At 60.0% G+C, this 26,744-nt stretch carries 36 protein-coding genes; 7 read left to right on the top strand and 29 right to left on the bottom strand.

Annotated features, from left to right (window positions below; translation table 11 throughout):
* Positions 1–472 precede the first annotated feature (472 nt).
* The 15 genes from trbC to ACZ5Y5_RS19930 are packed head-to-tail and all read right to left on the bottom strand — an operon-like array spanning position 473 to position 12,195.
* Complete coding sequence (trbC, locus tag ACZ5Y5_RS19860) at positions 473–1,222, bottom strand: type-F conjugative transfer system pilin assembly protein TrbC (protein WP_464811815.1); 750 nt, start codon at positions 1,220–1,222, stop codon at positions 473–475.
* A 34-nt stretch (positions 1,223–1,256) separates the two neighbouring features.
* Positions 1,257–2,276: a conjugal transfer pilus assembly protein TraU gene (traU, locus tag ACZ5Y5_RS19865; RefSeq protein WP_464811816.1), complete on the bottom strand. Its 1,020-nt coding sequence runs from the start codon at positions 2,274–2,276 to the stop codon at positions 1,257–1,259.
* The gene (locus ACZ5Y5_RS19870) at positions 2,273–2,542 is read right to left on the bottom strand and encodes a hypothetical protein (protein ID WP_464811817.1); all 270 of its coding nucleotides are present in this window, start codon (positions 2,540–2,542) and stop codon (positions 2,273–2,275) included. Before ACZ5Y5_RS19870 ends, traU begins: the two co-directional genes overlap by 4 nt.
* A complete protein-coding gene (gene traW / locus ACZ5Y5_RS19875; protein WP_464811818.1) occupies positions 2,542–3,198 on the bottom strand; it encodes a type-F conjugative transfer system protein TraW in 657 nt (218 codons plus the stop codon). The genes ACZ5Y5_RS19870 and traW overlap by 1 nt, the downstream gene beginning before the upstream one ends.
* Positions 3,195–3,731, bottom strand: a complete 537-nt coding sequence (locus ACZ5Y5_RS19880; RefSeq protein ID WP_464811819.1) for a S26 family signal peptidase — start codon at positions 3,729–3,731, stop codon at positions 3,195–3,197. The genes traW and ACZ5Y5_RS19880 overlap by 4 nt, the downstream gene beginning before the upstream one ends.
* Positions 3,712–4,362, bottom strand: a complete 651-nt coding sequence (locus ACZ5Y5_RS19885) for a type-F conjugative transfer system protein TrbI (protein WP_464811820.1) — start codon at positions 4,360–4,362, stop codon at positions 3,712–3,714. Before ACZ5Y5_RS19885 ends, ACZ5Y5_RS19880 begins: the two co-directional genes overlap by 20 nt.
* Positions 4,355–4,690, bottom strand: coding sequence for a hypothetical protein (locus ACZ5Y5_RS19890; RefSeq protein ID WP_464811821.1), 336 nt, complete (start codon positions 4,688–4,690; stop codon positions 4,355–4,357). The genes ACZ5Y5_RS19885 and ACZ5Y5_RS19890 overlap by 8 nt, the downstream gene beginning before the upstream one ends.
* Positions 4,691–4,695: 5 nt before the next feature.
* Positions 4,696–7,278, bottom strand: coding sequence for a type IV secretion system protein TraC (gene traC, locus ACZ5Y5_RS19895; protein WP_464811822.1), 2,583 nt, complete (start codon positions 7,276–7,278; stop codon positions 4,696–4,698).
* Positions 7,278–8,069 carry a TraV family lipoprotein gene (locus tag ACZ5Y5_RS19900; protein ID WP_464811823.1) on the bottom strand — a complete coding sequence of 264 codons (792 nt, stop codon included), beginning with the start codon at positions 8,067–8,069 and terminating at the stop codon, positions 7,278–7,280. Before ACZ5Y5_RS19900 ends, traC begins: the two co-directional genes overlap by 1 nt.
* Positions 8,066–8,935, bottom strand: a complete 870-nt coding sequence (locus tag ACZ5Y5_RS19905) for a DsbC family protein (RefSeq protein WP_464811824.1) — start codon at positions 8,933–8,935, stop codon at positions 8,066–8,068. The genes ACZ5Y5_RS19900 and ACZ5Y5_RS19905 overlap by 4 nt, the downstream gene beginning before the upstream one ends.
* Positions 8,922–10,238, bottom strand: coding sequence for a TraB/VirB10 family protein (locus ACZ5Y5_RS19910; RefSeq protein WP_464811825.1), 1,317 nt, complete (start codon positions 10,236–10,238; stop codon positions 8,922–8,924). Before ACZ5Y5_RS19910 ends, ACZ5Y5_RS19905 begins: the two co-directional genes overlap by 14 nt.
* Positions 10,238–11,041, bottom strand: a complete 804-nt coding sequence (locus tag ACZ5Y5_RS19915) for a type-F conjugative transfer system secretin TraK (protein WP_464811826.1) — start codon at positions 11,039–11,041, stop codon at positions 10,238–10,240. The genes ACZ5Y5_RS19910 and ACZ5Y5_RS19915 overlap by 1 nt, the downstream gene beginning before the upstream one ends.
* Complete coding sequence (locus tag ACZ5Y5_RS19920) at positions 11,041–11,604, bottom strand: type IV conjugative transfer system protein TraE (RefSeq protein WP_464811827.1); 564 nt, start codon at positions 11,602–11,604, stop codon at positions 11,041–11,043. Before ACZ5Y5_RS19920 ends, ACZ5Y5_RS19915 begins: the two co-directional genes overlap by 1 nt.
* 1 nt (position 11,605) lies before the next feature.
* Positions 11,606–11,896, bottom strand: coding sequence for a type IV conjugative transfer system protein TraL (gene traL / locus ACZ5Y5_RS19925; protein ID WP_464811828.1), 291 nt, complete (start codon positions 11,894–11,896; stop codon positions 11,606–11,608).
* 59 nt (positions 11,897–11,955) lie between these two features.
* Positions 11,956–12,195 (bottom strand): hypothetical protein, encoded by a 240-nt coding sequence (locus ACZ5Y5_RS19930; RefSeq protein ID WP_443019163.1) that lies wholly within the window; start codon positions 12,193–12,195, stop codon positions 11,956–11,958.
* Positions 12,196–12,638: 443 nt separating this feature from the next.
* Here ACZ5Y5_RS19930 and ACZ5Y5_RS19935 point away from each other — a divergent pair, with 443 nt between their 5' ends.
* The gene (locus tag ACZ5Y5_RS19935; RefSeq protein ID WP_464811829.1) at positions 12,639–13,016 is read left to right on the top strand and encodes a hypothetical protein; all 378 of its coding nucleotides are present in this window, start codon (positions 12,639–12,641) and stop codon (positions 13,014–13,016) included.
* A 119-nt stretch (positions 13,017–13,135) separates the two neighbouring features.
* Positions 13,136–13,633 (top strand): hypothetical protein, encoded by a 498-nt coding sequence (locus ACZ5Y5_RS19940; protein WP_464811830.1) that lies wholly within the window; start codon positions 13,136–13,138, stop codon positions 13,631–13,633.
* A gap of 8 nt (positions 13,634–13,641) precedes the next feature.
* Here ACZ5Y5_RS19940 and ACZ5Y5_RS19945 read toward each other — a convergent pair whose 3' ends face one another.
* The 3 genes from ACZ5Y5_RS19945 to ACZ5Y5_RS19955 form a co-directional block, all read right to left on the bottom strand.
* Positions 13,642–14,544, bottom strand: coding sequence for a lytic transglycosylase domain-containing protein (locus ACZ5Y5_RS19945; RefSeq protein ID WP_464811831.1), 903 nt, complete (start codon positions 14,542–14,544; stop codon positions 13,642–13,644).
* 162 nt (positions 14,545–14,706) lie between these two features.
* The gene (trxC, locus tag ACZ5Y5_RS19950; protein ID WP_464811832.1) at positions 14,707–15,165 is read right to left on the bottom strand and encodes a thioredoxin TrxC; all 459 of its coding nucleotides are present in this window, start codon (positions 15,163–15,165) and stop codon (positions 14,707–14,709) included.
* 52 nt (positions 15,166–15,217) lie between these two features.
* Positions 15,218–15,556 (bottom strand): hypothetical protein, encoded by a 339-nt coding sequence (locus tag ACZ5Y5_RS19955; RefSeq protein ID WP_464811833.1) that lies wholly within the window; start codon positions 15,554–15,556, stop codon positions 15,218–15,220.
* A 118-nt stretch (positions 15,557–15,674) separates the two neighbouring features.
* Here ACZ5Y5_RS19955 and ACZ5Y5_RS19960 point away from each other — a divergent pair, with 118 nt between their 5' ends.
* Both ACZ5Y5_RS19960 and ACZ5Y5_RS19965 read left to right on the top strand, forming a co-directional pair.
* The gene (locus ACZ5Y5_RS19960) at positions 15,675–15,905 is read left to right on the top strand and encodes a type II toxin-antitoxin system Phd/YefM family antitoxin (protein WP_464811834.1); all 231 of its coding nucleotides are present in this window, start codon (positions 15,675–15,677) and stop codon (positions 15,903–15,905) included.
* Positions 15,902–16,369 (top strand): PIN domain-containing protein, encoded by a 468-nt coding sequence (locus tag ACZ5Y5_RS19965; RefSeq protein WP_464811835.1) that lies wholly within the window; start codon positions 15,902–15,904, stop codon positions 16,367–16,369. The genes ACZ5Y5_RS19960 and ACZ5Y5_RS19965 overlap by 4 nt, the downstream gene beginning before the upstream one ends.
* A 240-nt stretch (positions 16,370–16,609) precedes the next feature.
* Here ACZ5Y5_RS19965 and ACZ5Y5_RS19970 read toward each other — a convergent pair whose 3' ends face one another.
* From ACZ5Y5_RS19970 to ACZ5Y5_RS19980, 3 genes are all read right to left on the bottom strand, one after another.
* Positions 16,610–17,593, bottom strand: a complete 984-nt coding sequence (locus tag ACZ5Y5_RS19970) for a GSU2403 family nucleotidyltransferase fold protein (RefSeq protein ID WP_464811836.1) — start codon at positions 17,591–17,593, stop codon at positions 16,610–16,612.
* 126 nt (positions 17,594–17,719) lie between these two features.
* Complete coding sequence (locus ACZ5Y5_RS19975; RefSeq protein ID WP_464811837.1) at positions 17,720–18,085, bottom strand: DUF4186 domain-containing protein; 366 nt, start codon at positions 18,083–18,085, stop codon at positions 17,720–17,722.
* A gap of 384 nt (positions 18,086–18,469) precedes the next feature.
* Positions 18,470–18,775: an HU family DNA-binding protein gene (locus ACZ5Y5_RS19980; protein ID WP_464811838.1), complete on the bottom strand. Its 306-nt coding sequence runs from the start codon at positions 18,773–18,775 to the stop codon at positions 18,470–18,472.
* 145 nt (positions 18,776–18,920) lie between these two features.
* On the opposite strand from ACZ5Y5_RS19980, the gene ACZ5Y5_RS19985 reads away from it, so the two are divergent.
* Positions 18,921–19,457, top strand: a complete 537-nt coding sequence (locus ACZ5Y5_RS19985; protein WP_464811839.1) for a hypothetical protein — start codon at positions 18,921–18,923, stop codon at positions 19,455–19,457.
* 26 nt (positions 19,458–19,483) lie between these two features.
* Here ACZ5Y5_RS19985 and ACZ5Y5_RS19990 read toward each other — a convergent pair whose 3' ends face one another.
* From ACZ5Y5_RS19990 to ACZ5Y5_RS20000, 3 genes are all read right to left on the bottom strand, one after another.
* A complete protein-coding gene (locus tag ACZ5Y5_RS19990) occupies positions 19,484–19,906 on the bottom strand; it encodes an HIRAN domain-containing protein (RefSeq protein ID WP_464811840.1) in 423 nt (140 codons plus the stop codon).
* Between the two features lie 133 nt (positions 19,907–20,039).
* Positions 20,040–21,023, bottom strand: coding sequence for a Ros/MucR family transcriptional regulator (locus ACZ5Y5_RS19995; RefSeq protein ID WP_464811841.1), 984 nt, complete (start codon positions 21,021–21,023; stop codon positions 20,040–20,042).
* 186 nt (positions 21,024–21,209) lie between these two features.
* On the bottom strand, positions 21,210–21,476 hold the full coding sequence (locus tag ACZ5Y5_RS20000; protein WP_464811842.1) for a helix-turn-helix domain-containing protein: 267 nt from the start codon (positions 21,474–21,476) through the stop codon (positions 21,210–21,212).
* Positions 21,477–21,608: 132 nt separating this feature from the next.
* On the opposite strand from ACZ5Y5_RS20000, the gene ACZ5Y5_RS20005 reads away from it, so the two are divergent.
* Together ACZ5Y5_RS20005 and ACZ5Y5_RS20010 are read left to right on the top strand one after the other, a co-directional pair.
* Positions 21,609–22,499 (top strand): GGDEF domain-containing protein, encoded by an 891-nt coding sequence (locus ACZ5Y5_RS20005; RefSeq protein ID WP_464811843.1) that lies wholly within the window; start codon positions 21,609–21,611, stop codon positions 22,497–22,499.
* A 50-nt stretch (positions 22,500–22,549) separates the two neighbouring features.
* Positions 22,550–22,903 carry a hypothetical protein gene (locus ACZ5Y5_RS20010; RefSeq protein ID WP_464811844.1) on the top strand — a complete coding sequence of 118 codons (354 nt, stop codon included), beginning with the start codon at positions 22,550–22,552 and terminating at the stop codon, positions 22,901–22,903.
* A 167-nt stretch (positions 22,904–23,070) separates the two neighbouring features.
* Here the strand turns inward: ACZ5Y5_RS20010 and ACZ5Y5_RS20015 are convergent, their stop codons facing one another.
* The 5 genes from ACZ5Y5_RS20015 to ACZ5Y5_RS20035 all read right to left on the bottom strand — a co-directional run bounded on the left by ACZ5Y5_RS20015 (position 23,071) and on the right by ACZ5Y5_RS20035 (position 26,660).
* A complete protein-coding gene (locus ACZ5Y5_RS20015) occupies positions 23,071–23,388 on the bottom strand; it encodes a 2Fe-2S iron-sulfur cluster-binding protein (RefSeq protein ID WP_066532176.1) in 318 nt (105 codons plus the stop codon).
* Between the two features lie 33 nt (positions 23,389–23,421).
* Entirely contained in the window at positions 23,422–23,685 is a 264-nt protein-coding gene (locus ACZ5Y5_RS20020) for a hypothetical protein (RefSeq protein ID WP_464811845.1), read from the bottom strand.
* A gap of 125 nt (positions 23,686–23,810) precedes the next feature.
* Complete coding sequence (locus ACZ5Y5_RS20025; RefSeq protein WP_464811846.1) at positions 23,811–24,368, bottom strand: Lrp/AsnC family transcriptional regulator; 558 nt, start codon at positions 24,366–24,368, stop codon at positions 23,811–23,813.
* A 5-nt stretch (positions 24,369–24,373) separates the two neighbouring features.
* Entirely contained in the window at positions 24,374–24,856 is a 483-nt protein-coding gene (locus ACZ5Y5_RS20030) for an Lrp/AsnC family transcriptional regulator (protein WP_464811847.1), read from the bottom strand.
* 466 nt (positions 24,857–25,322) lie between these two features.
* A complete protein-coding gene (locus ACZ5Y5_RS20035; protein WP_464811848.1) occupies positions 25,323–26,660 on the bottom strand; it encodes an anti-phage deoxyguanosine triphosphatase in 1,338 nt (445 codons plus the stop codon).
* Between the last annotated feature and the right edge of the window lie 84 nt (positions 26,661–26,744).

The raw sequence follows: 26,744 nt of genomic DNA on the forward strand, positions 1-26,744 counted from the left end.
ACCACCCCCGTGTCACAGGTGGCGTCATAATAGATCTGGCTTTCTTCCGCCGGCAGGGGCTTGCACTCGCCACTGCCGCCGCTGATGCTCTCGCCGCCCAACTGGGTGGAGGGATCATTCTCGATTGCCGACGCATTGGCCGTGACGGCCTGGAGCTCGTCACCTGGAAAGGTGGGGCGGCTTTTGTTGGCGTCGGTCGCAATCTGATAGGCTTCGCTCGCCCCTTTAAGAGCATGGGCGTCATTGGCGAGCCTGTCGGGATTGCTGAAATAATCTGCCTCGGGAATGTCGGTCCCCTGGTAGCCCGGCACGATCATGGCTTGGGCGTCATTCTTAGGAACCCAGGCCTCATCGCTCCTCATCGCGTTGCCGAGGGACTTGCCCTCTTCGCGCGCTTGTTGTGGGGTCATCTGCGCGGGCGTGGGCACGGCAACGCCGAGCAGCACCAGGGCGATGAGGGACTTCAGCCGCTTCATGGCCGTTCCCGCTTCATGTTGGCGAGCGCCACCGCCGCGACCCGGGCGCCTGGCCCATTGCCATCGACGAAGCTTCCCAAAGCATAGCGCACCGTCACATTGCCGGTCATCCTGTCATAGGGCGGAACCGGCGTGATGCAGTGGAAGCCCGAGCAGGGGTCGAAATCCGATGACACCGCGACATAGGTCGGCACGGCCTGCACATTGAAGGCGCGGAACAGCCGGGGATCAACGCCGATATGGGCGAAGTCGTTGGTATCAACTACCTTGGCGAGCTCGGCGGCGAAGCGCTTCATGCTGTTGTTGGGAAAGCCGCGGAACACGACGATCCCTCCGGCCTTGGCTGTGTCGTGGACCATCTGCTTCAATGAGGCTGGCGGCATGGAAAGGCTGGCAAAGGCAATGAACTGCGGCGCTTCACCGGCTTTGCCGTTGAGATTGGTGGCGGCGCCCTCAACGATTGCATCAAAGTCGATCGCGCCATTGGGTCCATTGGGGAGATCGCTGGTCGCGACACGGCGCATATTTTCAGTGCCGCCCTCCTGTACCGCCAAGGCATCCTCGCGGAACGCGTCGCCGCGATCCTTGACGTGATCGACGAACGCGGCGGCGTCGCCCTCAAGCCCCGCAGCCCGCCGCTTGATCGCCTGAATGTCGATGCCCTCGACCGTCTGGCCAAGCAAGGCAGAGATTCCGCCGACGCCAAGCAACACCCCGATGCCGACGCGCACCCAGGAGGCGCTCATCGCGCGCTTCTCCCGCAGATTAGCGACAGCGCGATCAGAACACACAGCAATTTCTCATTCTCCACACGAGATAGCCCATATCCTCGCCGCCGGCGGGGTAGGCACGCCCGGCGCCGGGCGGCATGGTCGAAGCGCCGATGGAGGAGCAGGCGTAGCGGCCCGACACGGTCGGGATCGGGTTCACCATCTGGAAGCGATATTGCTGCTTGCGCATGATCGGCATCACATATTTGCTGCACAGGCCCTTGGAGCCCATGGTTCCCCAGGCGAGCGCCTGCCGATGCATCTTGTAGGCAAAGCGCGAGAGGGCGAGGCGGGAGGACTGGACATGGCCGATCGAGGACGGGATGTTCCCGTTCATGGGATACATGGCTCCCTGGCAGCCCGCGCACCAGAATAGCGTGTCGATCGGCATGGCGGCGGTCGCGGTCACGCAGTCGGCCGCGCAGGCAGCTTGCGCGATGGGATTGGCAAAGACGATGGCTTCGGGATTGATGAGGCCGGAGAGCGCGTCATCCTGCCAGAGCGGATCGACCTCGGTCATATAGGCGATGTCGAACTTTGCCTGCTCGAAGCAGACGAAATCGGTCAACAGCTCCATCCAATAGAGCAGCGGATAAACATACCAATGGACGTGCCATTTGGCGGTGCTCTGCGATCGGCCGCCGACCATGGAGGGACCAGCCATATAGCCCTGACCGATATCGAAGCCCGGCGCGATGCGCACGCCGCCGAGGTTAGGGAAGCACCAAGGCTTCATGGTGACGTCGGCAAGACGCGCCGGTTCCCAGAAGCCGACTGAGATACCCACGCGCGGGATCGGATCGCTGCACGCGCAGATCGGCGAGGAGGGGTTCGACGCGTCGGGCCGACCGCCGGGCCAGATTTTGAGGCCCCCGACGGACAAGGGGAATAGGCAGGACCAGCAGACGTCCGTGATCGGATTGACGAACTTCCCGTTGCAGGTGGGCGCTGCCTGCGCTGCTGGCGACAGGATGGATCCGAGCAGGAGCGCCGCGACGAGCAGGATGCCGCGCTGATGCAGCCTGATCATTCGGACTTCTCCCGAAGATCGAGGGTGGCGCTGTCCGCCCGCTGCTTGGCGACCCAGTAGATCACGCTCTGGATCAGCGTCAGTGCGATCAGCGCTGCGGCGATGCACGGGGCGGCTTGGCCCAACAGGGCACGCAGTGGCGCTATCAGGCTGACGGCTACAGCGGTGAAGAGGCAGAGGATCTGCCAGCCCAAGCGCATGCGCCGAAGGCGGCGCGTCTCTCGCGCTGCCATCGGTGTGCGCAGCAGGTCTAGCCAAAGCGGCATTAGCTCGCCTTCTCTTTGGGAAGCGCAATCTCACTTACGCGCATGACCTTGCCCGCAGGCTTCACCACTGCCGGGACATGCTCGATGCCAAACCTGGTCGTGAGGCGCCCCTCCTGATCGAAATAAAAGCGGCGCTGGCGGTGGGTCATCTCGTCAATGGGTGACCCGGCAACAAGGATGAGCTTGGCTTGGGCATCGCTATAGCGCGCCGTTGCCCATGCCATCTGTGCTTCATCGTCGCCGTTGATGAACACCAACTCTTGGGCGATGCGCACGAAATCGAGCGGATTGATGCGCTGCCCCGCGGCCGCGATGAGCTGGCCCTTCTGGTCGCGAATATCCTGCTCCAGCGTGACGGTCGGGTCAAAGACCCATGACCGTGGCTGCTCAGTCTGTGTGATGCCAGTTACCGGATGGGGCCGACGGACCTTGGCCTCTACCCGCTTGGCGAACTGCGCATTCATCCGCGCCAACTCGCCGGTGGCTTCCGCCCGCTTCAGCCGGGCTTCGATCGTCGCGAGCAGATCGGGTTCGATGATGGGAAAACTTTCTCCGGCTTGGCCAAAATCCTTGGCCTGTCCCCGCATCGGGCCAACGGTGAACAGCGCGCCAAGGAGCGCAGCCGCCCCAGCCATGCCTGCCAGCATCGCTTTCATAAGATTGGAAAGCCCGTGCCGATGATCTGCCGCGCACAGACAAAGCCGATATCCGCATAACGGCTATCGAAACCATCTTTGTGCGGTGTCCCGACATAGTAGCAGCCTTGCGGTATCGGCCCGGTCGCGCCGGGCGTCAGCATTTCACCCCACCGCGTCGCAGGCTTCATGCGGGCAACGGGCTTGCCATTGATGGTGACGGTGGCGCCGTCATGGCTGACGATGTCGCCGGGCATGCCATAGACGCGCTTGCCGAAGGGCTGCGCTTGCTCCCCAAAATGCCGGCGCACCAGCGCCGTTTTCGGCGGGGTGAAGAAGACGTAATCGCCCCGCAGCGGGGTCGTGGCTCTGTGGATGACGAACGCCCAGTTCGGCAGAGAGTCGGTGCGGTTGATCAACAACGCATGGGCGTCGCGCCACTCGCTGATTGCCCGATAGCCGCCGATCGCCACCAGGCTGAGCCCTAACGCGCCCCACAGATGCCAACGCGGACGCCAACCGGCAGCGGGCATGTCACTGGCCGCTTGCGCCATCATAGCCTCCAAAAGCGGGAGCTGGGGCAGAGCCGGCAGGGAGTGGGGCCAAAGCCGACGCGGCGGCATCCTCCCCCGTCATCGCGATCGGGGCAGCTGGGACCGCCGGTGGCGGTGCTGCGGTGGGGGCGGGTAGGGCGCCCGTCTGCCGGGCCAGCGCCTGCATGTCTTGAGCCGACGCCTGGCGCGGATAGGCGATGCCCGAGGCATAGACCGCCTTTTTGATGCTGTCGGTGATGTCTGGCACATTTTTGGTCAGCACCGCTTCTCCCACCATGATGATCTCGCCTTTGTCGGAGCGTCGCTGCATTTCCTTGTCGAGCGCCGCCATGAAACGGCGCATCTCCCCCTCGACCTGGGGAGCCGGCGTGGCGGAACGGGCTTGCGCCTGCACATAATCGCCCACGATCGCGGAGAGCCGGGCGGAGACGATATGGTCCTGTTTGGGCGTGACCAGCGTCTTGGTCACCCACATGCCCCAGATGGCGGTGCCCAGGATGAGCGTGCCAGCAGCGATCTGGGAGCGGCTGAGACCGGCAAACGCTGTCTGTCGGCTTTGCTGAAGCTTCGGTGCGGTAGGAGCAGCAGCAATGGGGATGTGAGGCAGGTGCAGTTGGTCTTGTTCAGACATGGATATGGCTCCTGCGCGCTGCGCGGCGCGGCACGATCGAATGGCGGCGGAGAAGAAGGAGGCAGGCGAGAAGGAACAGCTGGACGCCGGCAATCAATGCGAAGAAGGCAGTCGCGCGCTCGCGATCGGCGGCCATGTAGCGCGAGGTTAGATTATGCAGCTGGTGCATCAGCCCATCGAAGCTGAAGTCGCCCAGCATCAGGAAGAAAAGGACAAGAAGGCCCCAGCTCATCAGCAGCGTGGATGTGATCGTGCCCGAGAGGTGCAGCAGATAATAAGCGGTGTGCCGCCAATCAAAGGACCGTGGCTGGTCGAAAGGGATCGCCATGGCCGTCACTCCGCCGCCAGGGCCAGCGGCGCCGCGCTGCCGCCGGTCCATTTGTCCGGGCTGTCGGGATAAGCGATGCGTTCGATCGCCTCCTCCATGGTGAGCCCGTCCTGCATCATTCTCTCGATCGCGGCGAAGGTCTTCGGGCTCGAGGAGAAGAGGGTGGCCGAATAGGGGTCGAGCACCAGGCGGCCAACCGCCAAAGTGTCGGGTCCCTTGATCATGACGTCGGAATATTCAAAGCCGTTGCGCTTCAACGATCGCAGCAAGGCGTCGGTATAATCGTCCATCTCGAAGCGATCATGCTTCTTGAAGTCGGCAATGGTTTCCGGCTTCTGCTGGAGGATTACGAACCAGTCGCTATTTTCCAGCGCAGCAATGGAACCTGCCGACTTATAATAGTCGTTGAGCGACTGGGTTGCTGTTACCAGCGACGCGCCATATTTCCGGCAGGTGCGCGCATAGGTTTCGATAAAGTCGGCCATCGCGCCACCGCGCAACAATTGCCAGGCTTCGTCCAGGAGCAGGGCTTTGGGAACGGCGCGATCGACCTTGCGCATCATCTGCTGCGCCATGAACATGATCGCGGTCAGGACGACGCTGCGCAGTTCCTCGCGGGTGGAAAGATCCGAAAGCTCGAAGACGGTCAGCTGCGCTGACAGTTCGAACGATGCCTCGCCCTCGAAAAATTTCGCATATGTGCCCTTCGATGAGAAGGGCCGCATGGCGATGGCGAGATTGGTGGCGAGCACATTGCCGGTCTGCTCGAGCGCCCCGATCACCGCGTCGATGGACCCATCCCGGCCTCGGGCTTCCCAGACTTCATTGACCGCGCCATCGATCAGCCCGCGTTCGGTGTCATTCAGGGTGTCGATATGCCGGGCCATCTGGTTCATGATCGCCTTCAGCATCGCCATGCAGTCGAGCAGATAATCCTCGTCGCGCGCGGCGAGCTCGGCATCGATCATGCTGAAGGGATTGAGGCAAAAGCCCGACGACATGGTGAACTCGACAAAGGCGCCGCCCTGGAGCTTGGCGCTATGCTCAAAGGACCGGCCATCGTCGATCACGACCACGCGCGCGCCCGCGCCGCAGAGCGATGCGCAGAGTTCCTGAAGCGCAACCGATTTGCCCGAGCCGGATTTGCCGAACACTGCGACATTATGGTTGCCCGCGGCATTTTCGAAGGGGGACCAGAAAAAGGGCTGCCCGCGCCTGCCGATCAGCAGCATATGGGGCACATGGCCGCCCAGATATTCGCCCTGGATCGGCGCCAGGTTCGCAGCGGTGCTGGTCAGCTGGGTGCGCATCCGCTTCATGCGCATGAGATCCTTGGACAGCCCGTTCGCCATCGTCATCGGCATGGCGCAGAGCAGGCCCATGATCTGGAGATAGCGGTCGTCGAGCAGATCCCAGCCACAGGCGCGGTAGACCGATTTTAGGACCCGCTCATTGGCATCGCCCTTGCCCTGGGGCGAGAAGGCAGTGACCGAATAGAAGAGTTTGACAAGCTTGCTGCCTTGCTTGAGCTCATCATTTACCCGCGCCCATTCCTGGCTCTGCTCCTTGAGCTGGGGCAGGAATCTTGCCGATTTGCTGTCCGCAAGGCTGGTGGTGCGCATATATTTCATGCCGGCCTTGCTCGATGCGGCCTCCACATCGGGAAAATCGATGCAAAGATTGGTGGCAACGGGGCAGGGCATGCGCAGCTTGTCGGTGAACATGTCGCCGATGAGGCGGGTCATGTCCCAGGGCGCCCAGCGCTGGGGGAGGTTGCGTACAGAAAAGGAGCGGACGTCGAAGGTGTCGGGGTAGATTTCGCCGATCTCGGGCGTGCCGTCGACCTCCTTGCCGGTCGGGCGGAAGCGCTCGGTACGCAGCAGGATTTTGTCCGCCTCGATCCGCATCTCGATGTCGCGGCGGATGGCTTGGTCGGCAATGCTGTCATAGGGGCTGTAGCTCACGGCATCGTCGCCGGGCGCGGTGGTGGGCGAGGTGAGATCGTCGATCCAGGCGATGAGCTTCACCGGGTCCATTTTGCGGGCAGTGACGTTGATCGAGGCGAGGGCGGAGATCATCCCCTCCATCACGCCTATAATCTCCTCATTGGACTCGCCCGAGGATTCCGGTGTGGAATAAGATATCGCCACGCGATGATCGCGCAGATAAAAGGGCGCGTCGGCCGACAGCGAGGACCAGACGCCCTCGGTCAGAAATTCGACCCGGTGCTTGGCCATGCGTTCATAAACGCCGCGGGCAAGATAGCGGGGGACATTCCATCTGGAGAGATGTTCCCCCACACGCGGCGACATCCATTGGTGGAACTGGAGACAGCCAGGCGTAGGAATGGCTTCGGAGATGAACTGCGATAGGATCTCGCCGGTGCGTTCGTCTGCGCCCACCATCGGCGCGACCTCCAGCACAAAGCCGCGTGAAGCGCTGTTGTAGAAGATGCCCGTCTTGGGATCATAGCTGCGATAGGGGAGCCAATGGGCGAGCATCGGCACGCCAATGTCCGGCCGATCCGCATCAGGCTTATCGGTATCGCCGAGCATATTGGTCATCAGGCGCTGAAATAGTCCTGGCATCAGTTGTCCTCCGCAACCGCTGCGGGGAAGGAGGCTGCCTGCACGGTCGTCCGAACAGCGGCGGTTGTCGGCTGCTCGGCTGCAGATATTGTGGACTGCCCGCCCGTAGATGGCGCGACATCATCGGCCGCAGACCGCGGCGAAGGCCTCAGCCGCCCTGCGACCTCCGCCTTAATGGCCGCGACCGGATCGGCCTTGCGCGCCCGCGCTGCCGCCACAACGGCCGGATCGGGCAAGTTTGGATCAACCTCCAAAGGCGCAGCCTCTTTGCTGGCCAGTGCTTCAGCGAGGCTCGGCATGTCCGGTGCGGCGGACATCGCATTGCGGGTCGGCGCCGCGTTATCGTCGGTCGATGTCAGCCATTCGCCTTGGGAAACGACGGCATGAACAGCGCTCGCCTCGTGCAGCCGCCCGCGCGCATCAATATGGGCAGGAAAGACGATCCGCAGCACCCGCTCATTCGAGCGGCCGGGCGTTGTGCTGACCGGGCCGCGCACCGGCTGAACAGCGGCGACCCGTGCCGCCGATGTGCTTTTTGCCGTTGGAGGCTTACCCTCTGGCCGGTACGTCCCGGCGGGTGCCGGCGTGGCCGAGGGATCGTCGCTGATCAGGCGAAGGGCGCGATCATCGATCACGGCGCTCGGCGCACAGATGCCATCGGGGGCCTGGCAGGCAAAGCTGCCCTTGATGTTGCCGCTAAGGCCAACGCAGCCGGACAGGGTGGTGATGGCGAAGAGACCGGCGAGGGCCTGCGGCCAGCTAAAAGGGCGTGGCTTATTAGGGCGCATCATGACCGGCCTTCCTTCAGCCATTTCTCGAGGAAGGGCCTCGGCCGATAGCCCTCGAGCACGGCGCCATCGCTGCGCACGATCACGGGCGTGCCGTTAAGACCATGTTTGCGCGCGAAGGCTTCATTGGCGTCGAGCCCGCTGGTATCGCAGGCGGGACCGGCCTTGATCGGCTCGCCGGCATAGGCCGCGTGCAGCGCTTCTTCCCTGTTCTTCGCGCAATAGACGCGGTCGGAGAGATCGCGGCTGCCAAGCGAGGAAATGGGGCGCTCGATCACCCGAACGTTCATCGCGCGCAGGACGGTAGAGAGCGCACGGCAATAGCTGCAGCGAAAATCCGAGAAGACGGTCACCGAAGGTGCGGCGCTATGGCCCCAGACGATCGCGCCCTCCTTGGGCAGTTCGGCGAGCGGCAGGATGCGCGGGGAGTCGGGCACGACATTGTCGCCGCGCGCAGCGTCTGCAGCGGCCTTTTGTACCTCGCCGCTGGTCGCCGCCGCATTGGCGGACGCAGCAGCGCCCACCAGCATGTCGGGGTTCATTTCGAGCAGGCGCGCCGCTGTAATGTCCTGCCGCGTTTCCATGTCATAGACGCGGCCGATGATGAGATACCGCGCTGAGCCATCCACATAGAAGAGGTTGGAGCCGGCGGTCACTTCGCACAGGCCCCGGATCTTGGTGCAATCGACGCCGCTCACCGCTGTCTTGGGGAGCCGAGCTTTCAGTAAGGCCCGGACCGCGCTGCTCTCGTTGCTAACGTCAGCGGCAAGGGCGAGGCTGGCAAGGCCAACGCAGGCGGACGCGGCGATGACGACGCGCGAGGGACGGACAAGCCCGCCCATCCGGCGAACCAGCTTAGTTGCGGACATAGACACCCTCCAGGAAGACAATCTCGACATCGATGCCGGTCGGCATCTCGATCACCGGCTGATATTGTTCGGCCCGTTCGATCAGATATTTGGACACCATGTCGCCGGTCTGGGCGACGCCCTCGCCAATGCCGCCTTCGAGAATATCGCCGGTGGAGAGCTTAGGCCGTTTGCCGTCGGTTGAGATGTTGGTGCCCTGGAAGATGCTGTTGCTGTTGGCGGAGAAGCCCCGGCCAAAGCCGCCCATCATGCCGGCGAGGAATGCCTGGGTGACCAGCGATCCTTCGCGCGACACGACGCGGCCGCGCACGCCGGTCTTGCCTGCAAAAGCGATGAAGCCCTTCACCTCTGACACAGCATAGCGGCCGCCGGGCTGCGGACAGGTCATTTTCTGGAGCTTCACATAGACCTTCTCGCTCGAGAGATCGCCGCGCGCCGCGCCATTGACGAGGCAGCCCTCGATCTTGGTCGTGAGCAGCTTGCCATTGGCAAAGACCGAGCGAGCGGGGCCCGTGACGCGCAGGACCACCGGCAGTGGATCGGTCTGGCTGTTGACCCCGGCGCTGGCATCAACGCCAACGATCACGCGCGCCCGCGCAAAGCTGTTGGGCGGAAGATAGTTGGGACTGTCGGTATAGACGGTATTACCCCTCTCGACCTTGGAAGCCGTCCCGCCCTCGCCGCCAGCGAAGCTCACCATCTTCACTTCATTGGCGCGGCCGACCGCTAAGGGCGCGCCGTTGCCTTGGGAGCCCTCAGGCCGCTGGTAGGCCTGCGTGCCGCCAGGGCCATAAAGGGCTCCGGGCCCTGCTGCTGGTGCAGGCCGCGCTTGGGAGACTTGACGGCGCAGCTGATCATTCTCAGCCTGATAGGCAGAGAGCACCCGCTGCCCGTCGGCCTGCATGGCCTGGTTCTGTCCTTTCAATGCCTCTACTTGCGCCGTCAGCGCGTCCATGCGCTCCTGCTGGCCGCCAACGGCTTTGAGCTGATTTTCCTGGGCTTGAAACTGGTTCTCCGACATCGCCATCCACTCTTGCTGGGAGAGGTTGCGGTTCACGAGATCCTTGGTGGAGACATCGACATCCGTGACGCTGCCCGTTTCGACCTCGTCCGCCTTTTTGTCGTCGCTGAAGATCCAGAAGCAGGATGCGATGAGGCCGACGCCCGCAACCCCGGCGAGCAGGGTCATTTGCTTGCGCCGCACATTCTCGTTGGCCTGGAGGTCAGCTGCGACGGGCGATACGCCGTCGCTTGGCGGAATGGCGGATTTGACTTTACGCGAAAAGAGATCGGCGAGCGCCATCATGGCCTCCCATTTTGCGATACGAGATAGGCGGTCGTGACCTTGCCTGGAGCGAGCTTGGGCTGCGCGATCGAAACGGCGAGCGCGCTGGCTGGCGCGACGGTCGCTTCATTAAGTTCAATGGGCGCTTTGCCCTTATTCTCGATGCGTAGCACCTTGCCCGTAAGGTCGGCGCCGCGATATTCCGCGATCATCTGAACCTTTAGGTCGCCTACATAGACGGGCCGCAGCGAGCGCTGGAGCATGTCATAGCCGGCCGTCGCGCCGCCCGCATACATGGCCTGCATCAACTGCACGGCGGCTTCCTGGGGATCGGGCGCCCCGTCGCCGGGTGCCGCTTCGGCCGCCTTCTCCCGCGCAATGGCGGGATTGGAGACGAACAGTTGCACGGCCTCGTCGCCCGCGATGCGGCACGCGAATTTGTAGACATAGCCGCGCTTGCTGGCGCCGAAGAAGGAGAGCATCGGCCGCTTGAACCCGTCGGGCACCGAGAGATAAATGTCGCCGCGCACCGGTTCATTGACCACTGAAAAATCATCCGTGCTATTGCCGGTCGAGATTTTGGAGACGCTGGCGAATTCGTCTTCCACCAGGCTGATGCGGGTCAGATCCTTGGCCGAAGCCTGGCAATCGACCTGCGCACTATCGTCGGCGACGATATTTTGGTCCGCCCAAGCGGACGGCACTGCGAACGCAGCGGCGATCAGCAACAAGGACGCGCCGATCGTCCGGCGACCGATGCATGGGCGCGACAGCAGGGCGGCGCCCGTCGCGGCGCTGCCGAAGGCAAAATAGGACATCATCAATACTTGACTTCTTCTTTTTCCACGACGCCGAAGCCGATCAGCTTCAAGCTCAGGCCTGAATATTCCCAGTCGTAGCGGAATGTGCGCGGCTGCCTGGAAACGACCTTGCTGCCGACGATGGTCGTGAGATCGCCTGCCACCTCCGAGTGCAGACCGGCAGGGTCGAGCTTCATCGACTGGATGGTGAAGAACTGCGCAATCGAGGACCCGCGTTGTTCCTCCACAATTTTGAGGAGATCGGCCTTGATCTTGCCGTGGACGCGCGGCGCTGTGATATCGAGCACTGCTTTCATCCAATAGTCGAGATTCTGCGGGCTGCGATCGAGCGTTAGCACCACGACATCGCGCGTGATCATCTCGAGATATTCCCGGCTGACACCGGCGCTGCTCACCGTCACTGGAGAGCGCAGTACAGGTTGCAGAATGATTTCGCGGTCACGTGACATGCTGATGAACACCATCACGAGGGCGAGACCGCTCAAAGCGACGCTGGTTGCTGCCAGGATGTTGCGCTGGCGCAGGATGCGCTGCGCTTGGGAATGTTGGAATGAGAGGTCCATATCAGCCTGCCATCAGGCGGAGGTAGGAAGGTGGTGTGGCTCTAAGGCCAGTAAGCCCGGCCGGAAGATGCCAATAGGCCCAGTGCAAAAGCCATGAGGCGGTGCGGCCTGCCTTAGCCTTTCGTAATCCCCACCATGCAGCGCCGCCAGACGCTATGCCGATGATGATGTGCTGAGACAGGATCCCCCAGATGAACGGGGCCACCATCGCCAGGAACTCATCCAGTGTCCACAATCCGATCAGTTCAGGATCGTCTAGATGAGAAGGTATGACATATTTGCCCTGGGCCATAACACCACCCCCCAAAATGGCAGTGCCGGTGCTGCTATTCCCGGTCCTGCCAAAGCGCCTTAGATTGTTGCGGTCACGGTCGAGGTGACGATCGGAATCCCGGTTCCGGCACCCACGCCGACGCCCACGGGGATGGCGACCTGGGCAAGGCTGAAGCGGCCGCTGGCCAAGCCAACGATGCCGCCCGCCAAAGACAGGACGGTGATGATCTTGCCACCCGAGCCCTCGAGAAAGCCGGTGAACTGATTGAGGGCGGTGTCGAAGGTGGCGTCAGCGCCGGCCAGGGCAGGGGAGGCCATGGCCGCAATGCCAACAACGCAGGTGGCCAGGCCAAGCGCTGCGACTTCGCCCCTTTGAGCGAATTTCTTGAGAGACTGCATGAGCAATTCCTTATTGAAGGACGGCACATCATGTGTGCCGAGAAGGAGATTGCGGCGGTCGGATTTCATTCGCCAATGGAAAGCCGACCCGATAGATGTAGGGTCGAGAAAAAAACTCTGTTCAGGCGGCCTTAAGTCGTCATGCGTCCTTGGAGCCGGGACAGCTTGTCCCGAAGGTTAAGACGGATGTCCTGGCCACCGGGACGGCTTGTCCGAGCATTCGGGACCGAATATCAGAGCTGTGCAGGGCGATGTAGTTCTGAACCGAATCGGGCCGGAGACACATGCTGGCATGGTGCTCAGACAATAGACTATAATATCACTAATGGATGTAGGGACTGAGAATGACATCGGGTAAAGTCGTGTTGAAGTTCGAGATCTCAGTTCCCCTTCATGGACTGGCCATCGCCAGCTTCAAGCTCTTCTCGGCGGAAACAAAAAAGGAGGATGCGGTCAGTTCCATCATCACCGATCGACTTCATAATCATAACCGCGCGATCACCCAGACTTCGGCAACCGACCTCAGAGATTATCTCGTCGTCACCAGCGGTGACGCAACCTTGCCGGTGCGGCTCGATCTGACGGAGGCGGATCATGAAACATTCCAGCAGCACAAGGCGATCATCGCCGAGCATCTGGGCCAGGAGATCAGCGACGCCCAAGCCGTCACAGTGATGCTGATCGACTATGTAATTGAACACGCCGCAGTGTCTTTGGTTGACGCGATGGAAACCAAATAGTGACGTCAGATCAACTTCATATTGACCTAGAATCAAGAGCTTATTGCAGAAATGGGGTCTTGCCACGCGCCCGATGATATGCTTTGCGAGTTGCGATCAGTTCGCAACAGGGGCAAGTGATGGACGCTAATGTACGGGATGAGGGCCAACATTCTGCGGTTCTCGCCGAAATGAACCGCTACATTCCAGTGATTCACGGCATGCTGGACGAGCGGAAAATGACGCTTCGCGATCTTGCGATCCGCTCCCAAATCTCCAAAAGCCGTCTCGGTATCATCCTGCATCGGCAGCCGGCGAAGCGCGTCATCATGCAGCTGCCGGAATTTATCGGCATCCTGCGCGCCTTGGGTTTTGAATTGATCCACGCGTGGGCCGGCGCCAAGAAGCGGGAAACCGCAGACATGACGCACGATAAGAGCTTTGACGCCTTCTACGTGTTTCTGATGGAGTTCAATGCGACGTTCCCGGAGATTATGCTGAATACGCCCGAGCTGGAAGGCGTGGAGTTCCGAAGGGAATGGTCGCGTCCATTGGCCGAACTGCTGATCAAGCGGGTGCTCGCCGAGCTCGAACGGCGCCGCCGCGTCCGCGATGAATTTGCGCTCGAGGAAAACTGACGCCGGCTTCAGAAGGTTGATACCGCAGTGATACGGCTGACTCTCGCTCCTGAACTGCGCAATAATATAGGCTGCGCCTGGACTGGTCCGCTCAGCCGCTGCCAGAAATCAAGGATGTTAGCGACATAGCCGCGCGTCTCGCGGAATGGCGGCACCCGGCCATTCCGGACCTTCCCTGGACCCGCGTTATAGGCGGCTAGAGCGAGATCATAACGGCCGAACTGGTCGAGGTGACTGCGCAAATATCTGGCGCCGCCGCGGAGATTATCGACCAGGTCGAAGCGATTGACGCCGAGCATTGCGGCGGTACCCGGCATGAGTTGCGCGAGGCCGAAAGCGCGTTTGGGGGAAAGCGCGAGCGGATTGTAGCGGCTCTCCTGGATGATCATGGCGTCGAAGAGGCCGATTGGAAGGCCATGTTCGCAGGCGATCCTGCTCATGAGCGCAAAATAGCTCTGGCGTCTTCCTTCTGCGTCGGGAGTGAGAAAGCCGGTTGGCCGGTAGCCCAGCGGGTTACAGCCGGGGGTGTAGCTTGGCAAAATGGCTGAGGGGAGGGGAGAAGCACCGCGCATCCAGGCGGGGATGGCGATACCCTCCGTCGTAGAGACGGCGTCGTCAGCCGGCGCAGGCGGCACTTGAGGTTCAGCAAGGCTGCTCGCCATCTGGAACTCTACCCAACGGCGGCTGAGGTCATGAACGCGGAATGCCGTAGCACTGGACGCGATTTTGGTCCCGGCGTTGGCCGCGTGCGCGCTTTCGGCCTGTGCAGCCGAGCTCGGCTGCACAGCGGCGTGGGCCGCGCTGCCCGTCAGATCAATCAGCTGCACTGCGCGCGCCGAATTGTCTCGCGCGAGCGTGGGCGTGCTTGCGATCGCCGCGACCGTGGCGCTCACGGCCATTATCCGTTGCATGATGTGTCTCCCTGCGTTCAGCTAGAAGCCGAGAACAGGAGAAGGAGCTTGTCAACTGCACGCTGGTTCGCGGGGGAGGGGGGCCGTCCGCGCTATAACCGGACCGATCTGGGCTGCTGATCGATAATGCATTGGCGGGCTTATGCCCGGCAAATCTAAGCCTCAGCGCGGCATGCCTCCCATGGATTGGGACTTGGCCCACGTAACTATCGCCTGTTGCGGCATGGCGCCTGACTGCCTGGCAACTTCCCGCCCTTTCGAAAACAGGATCATCGTGGGTATCGAGCGGATCCCATAGCGTCCCGCAATTGCCTGCTCTGCTTCGGTGTCGAGCTTACCCATGCGCATGAAGGGCTCAAGCTGGCGCACCGCCGCTGCGAAGGCAGGTGCCATCTGACGGCAAGGTCCACACCAAGAGGCCCAGAAATCGACAAGCAGGGGTATGCCGCTGCGACTTGCATGCGCATCAAAATTGGCGGCGGTGAGCGTTATCGGCTCGCCTGCGAAGAGTGGCCGCTTGCACCGCCCGCACGTGCCGCCCGCCTGAAGCCTGTGAGCCGGAACGCGGTTCGCGGTGCTGCATTGCGGGCAAATGATGATCAGGCTCTTGTCGTCGCTCATGTAGATAGGCTTTTACTCCCAATGGTGCAGGCGCAGCCGCCTGCGCACACCATCAATTCCCATTCACGATTTCAGATCGCTGCGCGGCAGACAGCGCGTCTGCATTGACGTCAGCCCTGTCGATTGCTTCTTCCTTGGCTTCGCCGGCTTCTCTTGTCGCGTCCGCCTTGGCCTCCATCATGTCTTCAGCGGTGCCGCTCATATTGTCAGCCATCGCGTCCATCTTGTCCGCTTTGTTTTCCATCGCTTCCTGTGCCTGTTCACCCAGCTTGTCGTCTCCTTTTCCGCCGCAGGCTGCCAGCGCCAAGCTGATCGCGAACGCAGTGATGAAAGTGGATGTGCGGTTCATGGTCTCTCTCCCAAAGCTGCTGGTGTAACGGATGACGATCATGTTGGGTCCCCGTTCCATTCCAACCTATGGGCAATAGCCCAAGCCCCCTGTGTATAGGCGGCGCATGCGCTGCCCGCCCCACCTTGCGAGATTTAGTGTTATGCACTAGATTGGTGGCATGGAACGAGCAATCAGCGCTAGTGACGCCAATCAGCGTTTCTCGGAACTCTTACGCGCAGTTGCAGAGGGCGGGAGCTTTACTGTCATGTCGCGCGGCCGCGCCGTGGCAAGGGTGCTGCCCGTCGACCGTGCCCGCGAGCAACGATCGATACAGCATCTACTGAAATTTGTGGCTGCCTTGCCCGTGCGGCATGCAGGAAACTGGTCGCGTGACGATCTTTACGAATGACGCGCGTTGCCCTCGACACCAATATCTTGGCCTATCTCGCAGGGGTCAGTCGTGACGCTCGCGACGACGCGAAAATCGACCAGATTAGAAATCTCATCGCGCGGCTTAGTAGTGGGGTGAGCCTTATTGCTCCAGCGCAGACGCTTGGCGAACTGTTCGTCGTGTTGCGCCGGGGTGGCGCGAGTGCGGACGAGGCGCGGGCGGTGCTGATCGAGTTTGCTCAAGCTTTTGGCAGTTCGGCTTCAGAACCCAAGACCATAGTTGCTGCCGCGGATCTAGTGGTGGACCATAAGCTGCAGTTCTGGGATGCATTGATCCTCACTGCGGCAGCCGACGCAGGTTGCACCTTGCTGCTGTCCGAAGACATGCAAGACGGATTCGTGACGCGAGGGCTGACGGTCGTCAATCCGCTACGTGACAGTCTGAACACTAAACTTGCTACGCTGCTTGAGGCCTCGCACTAAGCAGACTCATTCGCCCCACAGCGCGAGCCTCATCGTCCGCGGGAGCGTGGGCGTGCTATCGATCGTAGCGATCACCGCGCCCAACGTCACTATCCATGCATGATGCTTCTCCCTGTGTCGGAAGGCCGGCTAGCCTGAAGAATTGACACTTGCACCGTCCGCACGTGCTGCCCGCTCGCAGATTTTGGCAGGCCGAATTCAGTTGTAGTCGGGCTCTCCATCATCGTGCCCATGCGGATTTCACCGTTGCTTTTGATCATCCCATTGAATGAAGTGAGGTTTCAATTCGTCGGGCAATTCTTCATAGAAGGCGGCGTCCAGCGCGTAGTGCGGCATTGTCTGCCAAACGGCGTTGAGTAGCGCGATGCCTTGCTGGCGATCCTTGGGCCTTTTCTGCGGACTGCGCTCCGGTTTTTGTGCCATCCACAGCTTTTGGAGAGCGAACCATCGAGGATCAGGCGCCACAAGGCGAGCCGCCTCGCCGTCGCGCACCCCCACCACCCGATCGACCGGTCGACCGTTTAGAAGCCATTCTTGCTCAGGAAGTGGCACGGGTCGAGGCTTGTCCCGCGCAATTTGCCCGCCGATCCGGCTTGGAGCGGACAGGATCTCAATTTCATAAGCGCTGGCGTTGCGAGCTTGGAAGGGCCGTTCGGCATTGACCGCATAGGTCATATCGACCTCCTTCAATATCTTCCACAGCGTCGTACGGTCTTCATCAGCATTCGTGGCGGTAAGCGCGAGATCAAAATCGAGGGTTGCGTCCGGCGCATCGCGTATGAATCCGTTGGCTTCAAGCGCGTAAGCAATCAGCGCATTGGTGCCTACCACCATCGCTTGGTCCCCAAGAAAGCGCATGCGATCTGCCTGGCGCAAGATCTTGCCCGCTTCCGTTGGGAGCATGGGAAGCCGCAGGGCGCGATAGAGGCTGCCTTGCTCCTTTAGGGTGGCTTTGCTCCGAGTCAGGCGGGCTTTCAATTCGGCCTTGGCGGTCTTGTACTCATCGAATTCCGCTTGTTTTTCCGCATCCACTGGGCCTTTGCTTTTCATGCTCCCCATTCGGTCGGTCACTTCGTAGAGATATTCCCGGCCAGACACTTCTTTGATGCGCATATTGTAGGGCATGTCGTTGAGGGTGCGAAGGGTCTCCATCCAGACCTGATAGGCCTGCTCAAGATTGACGATGACCCTTGCTTGCTCGTCGGAGAATGATTGAACGGCCATGATTTACCCCGCAAAATGCGCCTTTTTCTACTTTGCAGGGTAAACCACGTAATTTCAAGGTTTACCCTGCAAAACGTTTTCCTTCTCATTTGCAGGGTAAAGGGTGCGCAAGTTCCAGCAGGATGATCACAGGATCGGCTTTCCACCTATTCCCTCTAGCCAACGTGCGATGGCCGCGATGATGTGGCTCCTCTCGCATTGCGTCAGTGGCCGACCTTTAGGAATGGCGTGCCACCTATGGAGACAGGAACGGCAACAGGTCGCGGTAGCATGCTGAGCAATAAATACAGGATGCCCGCGCGTCGGTGTCTGTTTCCCGTCGTTTGCTGGCTCCGCCGTTGCGAGGCGCTTGGCAACGAAGTCGGCAGCATGCGTCAAAATGACAGGCAGGCCTCGGTCCTTGAGATAGGCGAGCTCAGCAGTGCCGAGCCGGAATCTGGATCGGAAGCGGGAACGAGCCAGGCTGGCAAAAACCATGTTCAAATCGCGCATGTTGCAGCTCAACAGTTTGGATTGCAGAACGAGGCTGTGTGCCGCCGCGCGGAAATGGAGGGCCGGTGCGACGACTGGTCGTTCACGCGATGCATAGAAATTTCGCGCCGGGTAGGACAGGGCAAAAAAAAGGGCCGATCGAGAACGACCAGCCCATTGAGTCTTAGGAGAGGATGCCTGAAAGGCAGCCCCCCTTTCGCATCGCATCTTCCTTCCGACAAATGCGAAGCGTGAGCGAGCGATTGCATAAAGTGCAAGCGGCGCCGCATGGAAGCTGCTGCCGCCGGTCGAACGGAGTGGCAGAAGTGTCACTTTACCCGCTTAGAAAAAGTGACATTCGGGAAATAGGGTGGAGCGCCACCGCGTCCGACGGCGCTCACTTCCTTAGCCGTTTAGCTGGTCTTTGACCGCCTTGGCAGGCGTGAAGGTCAGCTTCTTTGACGCTGCGATCTGAATCGTCTGGCCATTTGCCGGATTGCGGCCTTCACGAGCCGGGCTATCCTTCACCTTGAACTTGCCAAAGCCATTCAAGCTCACTTCATTGCCGTTGGCAGCGGCGCTGGCAATGGCATTGAACACCGCGTCGACATAGGTGCGAGCGTCGGCTTTGCTAAGGCCATGCTCCGTCGCGATGGCTTCGGCGAGTGCGCTATTGTTCATGAAGGTCTCCGCTAAAAATGGAGCGGCCATATCTATCGGCTTTTTCGCCTTGGGCAATGAGATTTGCGGGGCGAGACAGTCCTGCGCCTCCCGGTAAAGTGACACGTGTGTTTTTTGTCGTTTGCTACTTGTGCAGGGGGATTCACATGCGGGCAGCTTGTGCTAGATTCCTGATATGTTCCAGCAGGCCGATCTTTTCGCACCCTATGAAGCAGCGTCCACCCTGGGTTCGCTGCCCGATCTCATCGAACGTATCTCGCAGGTCTCCAAGCGACCCCGTTACGCATTCATGGTCCTGAACCTCATCTACAAGGCCGTAGGGCAGGGCGATAGCGTTGGACCTTATGTACGTTATGGCGGCGCGCTGCTGCCGGTACGGGATTGGCTCTGCGAGGCGCTGATTCCGCTTGCCCAGCGTGACGGTAGGCGGCGCACGCTCATAGAGGCGGTGCGCGCGAACCTGGTCGCCAAAGGCCAGCTGCCGGAGGATCCCGCTGCAGCGGAGATCCTGCTCGCTGAGGAGGTGAAAGCACGGATTTTGCGGTCGGGACGGACAAGCATCAGCCGCGCCGCATCAGACCTCGTGCGCGCGGGTTTACTGCGGCGTCACTATAAGGGGTATCGTGTTGATCATGCGAACCGCGGCGCGCAGCGGGAGGCTGTCTATACGATCACCCCTGAGGCGAGGAGAGCTCTTGGGCGTGTGCATTGAGCCGGCGCCATCGCACCGGCGCTGCTTCAATCATCCGGTGGAATATAATCCGGCCAAAAGCCGGAATCCGGATCGGCTTTGTTCTCATGCAACTCATCGTGGGTCGTGACTGGCTCAGGAGGCGGCGGCGGTAAGGTAGGGGAGCCGCCATCAAGATGCACTCGAATGATCGCACCGTCCTTGGTGGCAGCCTGGAAAATGGCGCGGACGTCCTGACCTTGACTAATCTTGGAACCAATCCACCCGCACCGTTCTGCCGATAAATAACCGATCTGCAATCCGCGGAACGAGAACACCGCAACGGCGGAGCTGTCGGTCTTGTTGTTGGGTTCCAGTATAAGCGAAATTGGATCGCCAGGATTGAGCATCCGGATCTCGAACTGCCGGTTCGTGCCGTCGGCATTGGGGTGCAGTGCTCCCACGACGGCAAGACTGAGTTCTTGTGGCATCGGGCGCGCTTAAGCGAAACGCCGCTGCGCTGTCCAGAGCGGAAGGAGAGCAATGCGACTAACGAAGCGTCGGTCTGTCAGTTGCCCAAAATGGAGGCAGCCCCACCCGAGGGCAGGGCTGCACATTCTTTAATCAGTTGGTTGCGGGTTCGGGGGCCTTTGCATCGATATTCGCAGCAGCAGCCTTTGTATTGGCCTTTGACGACTTTGGCTTGCCGGCTGCCTTGACGTTCGGCGCAGGCTTTGCCTTGGCAGCGCTCGCCTTGGGTTTGGCTGCCTTTCCAGCATCGCTCTGCGGAGCGTTCGCCACACTGTCAGCCTTCTCGGCTTTCGCAACGGCCGGAGTAGAGGATTTTTCTTCCTTGGCCAATGCAATCGAAAGGCGCTTGCGCGGGGCAGCCTTGGCGGCTGCAGGCGCCTTTACCTCGGCCTTCTCGGCCGATGCGGGGGGCGCCTTCGGCTTAGCGGCCTTGGCAGCTGCTCGTGCGCTCTTGCTCTCCGCTGCCGGTGCTTCAACAGCCGGGGCATTGGTGGCTACAGAGGTAACGGCGGGCTTCCGGCCAAGACCCAGTCTCTGCGCTACAGCGCGACGCGCGTCAGAATAGCTCGTAGCCACCAAAGGGTAGGACTTGGGAAGTTTATAGCGATCGCGATATTGTTCTGGGGTCAGCCCATGCGTGGCAAGATGCCGCTTCAGCGTCTTGTAAGGCTTCCCGTCAATGAGACTGATGATGTGCTCGGGTGAAGACAGGCTCTTGCGGACAGAGACTGCTGGCACAAATTCCTGTGCCGGTGTTTCGCTCACAGCAGGCGTGGGCTCTTCGGTCAACGCGGCCCGCGTCGTCTTGATCAGCTCGGCAAGACTTTCGCTGGAAACCGTGTTCTTCGATACGAAGGCGCTTAGCAGTTGAACGGTGAGTGCGGTGATGTCGGACTTGTTTTCGTCTGCCATGAGGAGGGACCTGTAATCAGTGAAGGCCCCTCCTTTAAACATATTTGTAGAGATGTAAATGTCGCGTTGTTGATGTGACTCTCTGTTCACCGCCGAAGTTCGACAGTTTCCATTCCTCAAGTGATATGAAGCAGCAGTTTGCGAGAACATCTCCAGCCCGATCAATCGAGCAGCCCTCGTGGCAAAAGGCATGTTCGGGGTCGGCGAACTTCGATTGCCACTTCAAAATGTCGCAATGCTCGCATCTTGGCTAATTGTGACATTAGGGTATTGTCTGCTGAGGCTCTCTCACTTTTGCCCTATACCATATCGTCTAGGATGCACGCAGCATTGGCCCGGAAAAATCCCAAACTACCGTTCGGAAACCTCGCCTTTGGACCTGTCATTGGGTTCAGCCTCAACCAGTAAGAGGAACGGCTGGATCTTCAGGCCTTTTGCGATCCTCTCGATATTGTCGATCGAGACGTTGCGCTCACCCCGTTCAATCCCACCGAAATAGGTCCTGTCCATCTCGATTTCATAGGCAAAATCTTGCTGGCTGAGGCCGGTTTCCAGTCGAAATCGGCGAACATTTGTGGCCACGATGGTGCGTAGCCGTCCGGGGTGGGTGCGTTTCACGCTTCACAAATCGCCTACCGGATGGTTATAAGGCGACGGGTTTTAAGCATCAATTCATCAGCGGCGACTATTATGAGCCTACCGGTTTTGAAATGGGGTACGTACGTGAACAGACATTTGCCTGGCGGCCGATTGGCCGCGCAGCTCGATGCACTGTCCAGAGAAGAAGTGTGGTTGGCGATCGTGGTTGGGACGGCGATTGTTGCCTTTCTCGACTATAGCGTGCCGGCGGCGGACCTTGCGCCGGTGTACATTGTGATGATCTGTGGAGCCTGCTGGGGCTTGGGCGCACGCGAAGGTTATCTTGTTGCGGCGAGCGCTGCGCTCCTGAGTGCCACTTCCGCAATTCGTTACGGGATCATCGCCCATTCCGACGTGGCGATGATGCAAGTGGGAATCCGCGTAGTGGCGCTCCTGTTTCTCGCCGCGACCGTCACAAGCTTTCGGCGTTCCTATGATCGTGAACGGTTTCTCGCTCGCCACGATCCCATGACCCACATGCTCAACAAGGAAGTGTTTCAGCGCTGCGCCCAGAACATGATACTGGACGCTGCCCGCGCTCGGCACATGCTTCTCCTCCTTGTCCTTGATCTCGACGATTTCAAAGCGGTGAATAGCCGGGGCGGGCATCAAGCAGGGGACGAGGTGATCCGGAGATTTGCCGACGCCCTTCTAGCGGCGCGTCGAAGCGATGGTCTTGTCGGCCGAGTAGGGGGTGATGAGTTCTCCTACCTTGCCCGGGTGTCATCTGCACAGGACTCGTTGAAGGTCGCGCGCAGCCTTCATGCTCATCTCACCGCTGTTCTGGCGGATGAGCGCTATCCGGTGACGTGCAGCATTGGTGCGCTGCTCATCGCACCTGACAAGCGCAGGGATTTTCAGCAACTGATGCACGCTGCTGACCTCGCCATGTACAGTGCAAAGAAGACAGGCAAAAACACCGTTCGAATTCTGCAAGCCGAGCAATCGGGCGAGAATAGCAGCCTGTTAGACGATGCGCCCAATGGTCCACTTGAGCCATGAAGGATCTTGCTTCGCTTCGCGCACGCGCGACCCGGCTAATGCGGGAAGCAATGGTCCTGCTCGACGAAGCGGGTGAGGGCATTGCTGCTGCGCGGCTGCAAAGCGCGATCGACACGGTCAGCCCCACCGGTGGGTGGTATGATGCAGAAGCGCGTTCCGAAGAACCAAGGAGGTCGACAATCGCGGCGCGGCAGCATGCGGCGCTCGTGCGGGCGATCGGCGGTGTTCTTGCCGGCGCCGCGGCTTCCTTGGCTCGGCGAAAACCAATGTCGGTCAGTGAGTTTGCGAGATTTCTTGCGTCCTATGCTGCTGTCACCAGCGAAACTTCTAAGGAAGAAGGACAAATCATTGCGAGTTGGAGCAGCATCTTGCATGAGGTCGCTAAGGAGGGTCGTGGATTATAGCATCAGTGGCGATCTAGTGGGGTGGGAGGCTGCTCACGAAATTGAAGCTTCATGCGTTGCAACAGAGCTTGGGGCGGCACCCTGGCGCAATCGACCTTTCACCCCTGTTTATTGCTCCGACCTGATCCCACATGACGATGCTCATTGTCATGCCCCACCACTGAACTTCAATCCTCCGGTGCGATGGTCACCCGCAGGCCATCGAGGGCCTGGCTAAACGGCAGCTGGCAGGAGAGGCGAGACGTTGCTGTTCTGTGATCCGAACTATCCAGAAGATCGCCCTCGTCATCGGTCATAGGCGGCAGTTTTTCGATCCAATCTTCATCAACATGAACATGGCAGGTTGCACAAGAACAACAGCCTCCGCAGAGCGCCAGCACCTCATCGATACCCGCGTCTCGGATGGCTTCCATGACCGAAACCTCCCGCGACTCCACAATATTGATCTCTGCACCCTTGCGGGTAGTGACAATGAGTTGAGGCATTTGGCGTTATCCACCGATGGTCATTGAGTCTGATCAGCCCGGGGCCGCTTCAGAATCAGCGCCCAGGGCCCGATCGATATTGTCGAAAAGGATATGCAGATCATCGTGTCCCGCATTTTCAGCATGGATGCGAACCGCGGAGGCGAGTTTATGAAGCTGGTGTTTCGTTCCATCATCAAGCTGGCCCACAGCGTCCAGCCGCTTGATGAGTACGCCAACCATCATCAGGGCCAGCATGGCGATATGATCGGTCTGACTTTCCACTTGCATACGGCGCTCCTCTTGTGAGTCGAGCACTTATCATCTGCCTAGCTAGATGAGTTTACAAGCGCGGCGGCTCCGCTCTCTCATGAGCAATGCAAGAGCAGCCGCTCGATCCTGATATGGTAGCTTTCCGAAGGACGAGCGCCTGACGCTGTCGCCTAGACAGGCACTTTACGCCTTTGACGCGAACGCATCGCCTTGCCGCTTGGAAGCGACCCAGCTTCCGGAGCAGGGCCTTCCGCCTGCTCTGCTCTCTGCATGATCTTGGCGACGCCTGCCTCATATTTGAGGTTGTGGACGGAGATTGCCGTTTCCACGCGCTGCACGCCAGGTAAGGGCCGGATCTTTGCCTTTACTACGCGGTCAAGCTGCTCGATGTTGGTGAACAGGCCCATCGCCAGGATGTTGAAGCGGCCCAGTAGCAACACGACGCAGTTGATCTCGGGAATTCGCTTCAATTGCTCCGCTATTGCGCGCACACGAGAGGGATCGGCGTCGATGCCCATCATGCAAAGGTTGGGGGAGCCGGCCATTCGGAAATCGGTGACGACCGTGAATTGGATCAACCCATCTTTCTGAAGCCGTTTGATCCGCTGCCGGACGGTGCCTTCGGTAACACCCAACTCTTTGGCGATTGAGCGGTTCGAAACGCGCGCATCGTGCGACAATATATCCACTATTCGACGGTCAATTGCGTCCAGCTTGTGTTGGCTCATATCTGTCATAGGGGAACCACGTTGAAGTGATATTTAAGGATATCGACTGCTACCCTGGAATCGACCTGGGAAACGCCTTTGACGCCAGCAATATGATTATAAAGAAACTCCTGGACCTCAGCGAAGTCGTGCAGAGCGACTAGCAGCTCCAGATCATAACTCCCGCTCATTACGTTTACGCTCAGGACCTCAGGGAATTTCGCCAGGTCGCTACCCACCTTGTGAACGTCACGCCCTTGCACCCGCACCCCGACAGCGATGATGACATTATAGCCCCAAGCCGCGAAATCAGAGACCGCGACGACGCGCATTGCGCGGGATTCTTCCATCCTCTGCAAGCGCGCCGATACTGTCGCGGCGGATACCGATAATTGCTCAGCGATGTCCTGGTTGGTCGCCCTGCCGTTTGTTCGCAAAACCGAGATGATCTCGTTGTCGAGTTTTGACAGGGAAGGTCCAGATGAGGGACGGCCATTTCTTAAGCGCATGTCGTGAAATCTCCCACGGCGCGGCCTCATAGCGTTGAGAAATGATGGCTGCTAGAGCAACGCCAAGCTCTTCGGCAGGAGAGTGAGAGCGGCGAGTCTTAGATTGCAGGAAATTGCATTTTAGAATTACGAATATCAATATCCGATCCCTGATCTCTGTTCTTCTTGCGTAGAAGATCCCCGTACTAACTTGCTTATAATTTTTTTCCGAGGTGAAGTGAGCTGCATGCGGGCTACGGAGCTGGGATAAGGTCCTGCCTCGCTGTTCGCTCCCTTAGTCTGTCCGAGATGTGGCAGAATCGCTGGCAATCGGTTATTATTCTCGGCAGGCGCAAGCCTGGGAAGCCCCGCCGTATTCCCCGCTGCGGGGCTTCTTCTGCGGTGGCGGACGCCACTCACCAGCGGAACGAGCAAGGACTGGTAGGATGCCATCCTCAATCGGTACACGTCTGACGGTCCGTTCGGCTTAGAAGCGATCGAACACAGAACCCATTCGCGGAGAAAATAGCCGGTCATATGTTTTGAGGAGATGCGTATCGGTCATCGCTGCGACATAGTCGCAGATGATCCGCAGATCGCCGTCCGCCTGTTCAAACTTCAGAAGTTCGTCGCGTGGTAAGAGGCGAACCGGATCTGCCTGCATCGCCTCAAAGACGGCAATCACCATGGCTTGGCCCTTGAACTCGAGATGCTGAACGGCGGGGCTGGTGATGACCTCACGCACGACAAAATCCTGGAGCGCATCGAGAAATTGACGCTGTCCATCTCGTACGCGCACGCGATAGCGCAGGAGCGGCTCTGAAAATTCCTTGTGCTCGACATATTCGACGGCGGTCAGAAAATGATGGACCAGGCGGCCCATTAAGCGCTTCCGGGACGCAGGGCCACCGAAGAGCCCGTCGAGCATTAGCGAGAAAACATCATTCGCGCTTTCCCCCGGATATTTCTCCTTGAGGGCATCAAGGAAGGTTGGGCAACGATCCTGTACCGCGCTGGCGAAGCCGTCCCGCGCGACCAAGCCAAGGGCGATTGCGTCTTCCAGGTCATGAACGCCGTAAGCGATGTCATCTGCCGCATCCATGATGGAACAATCCAAGGACTTGTGAAGCGATCGGCCATGCTTGCCTGGGGGGGAAATGTAGGATTGGAAGGCTTCTCGATCAGAAGCGGAGAGGAGCGCCAAGACCCAATCTACGATGTCCTGCTCGCTGTCATGATAGCTTTTGGGCGGCTTGCAGGCTCTGCCGTCGAGGATCTTGATGGTGGTCGGGGCATCGAGAAGGGAGGGCAGGATGTCGGGATTGTTCACCCAGCTGAATGCAACAGGATATTTGAGAACGCCAAGCATCGTCCTGCGGGTAAGGTTTGCCCCAGCTTTCTCGGAGAAATTTTCCAGTCGGCCGAGGATACGCAGGGTCTGGCCATTGCCCTCGAAACCCCCAGCGCCGCGCATGCAGTAGTTCAGCGCGATTTCGCCGCCGTGCCCGAAGGGCGGATGACCAAAATCATGGGTACAGCCGATCGAGTGGATGGTGCCGCGATCAGGGAGCAGCGCCGAGGCGGGATGATCGGGAAAGCTTTTTGCGAGTTGGCGCGCGATGCCGCCTGCGATCTGCGCGACTTCGAGCGAATGTGTGAGGCGGGTCCGATAGAAGTCGCTGTCGCCCAGGTTCAGGATCTGCGTTTTGCCCTGCAGGCGCCGAAATGCGGCCGAGTGGATGACCCTCGAGTAATCGACGTCGCCATCGTCACGGGCATCTTCACTTTGCGGGTTCCAGCCCTCGCGGCGCGCTGACCAGCTCATGGCTTATGGTAGCCCCATCTGTGCTTGTGTTGGTGTGATCACGTCGGCGAGGTCGTAGCTGCTCCTGCTCCTGCTCCTGCTGGG

The organism is Sphingobium sp. TomTYG65 (genome assembly GCF_055395525.1).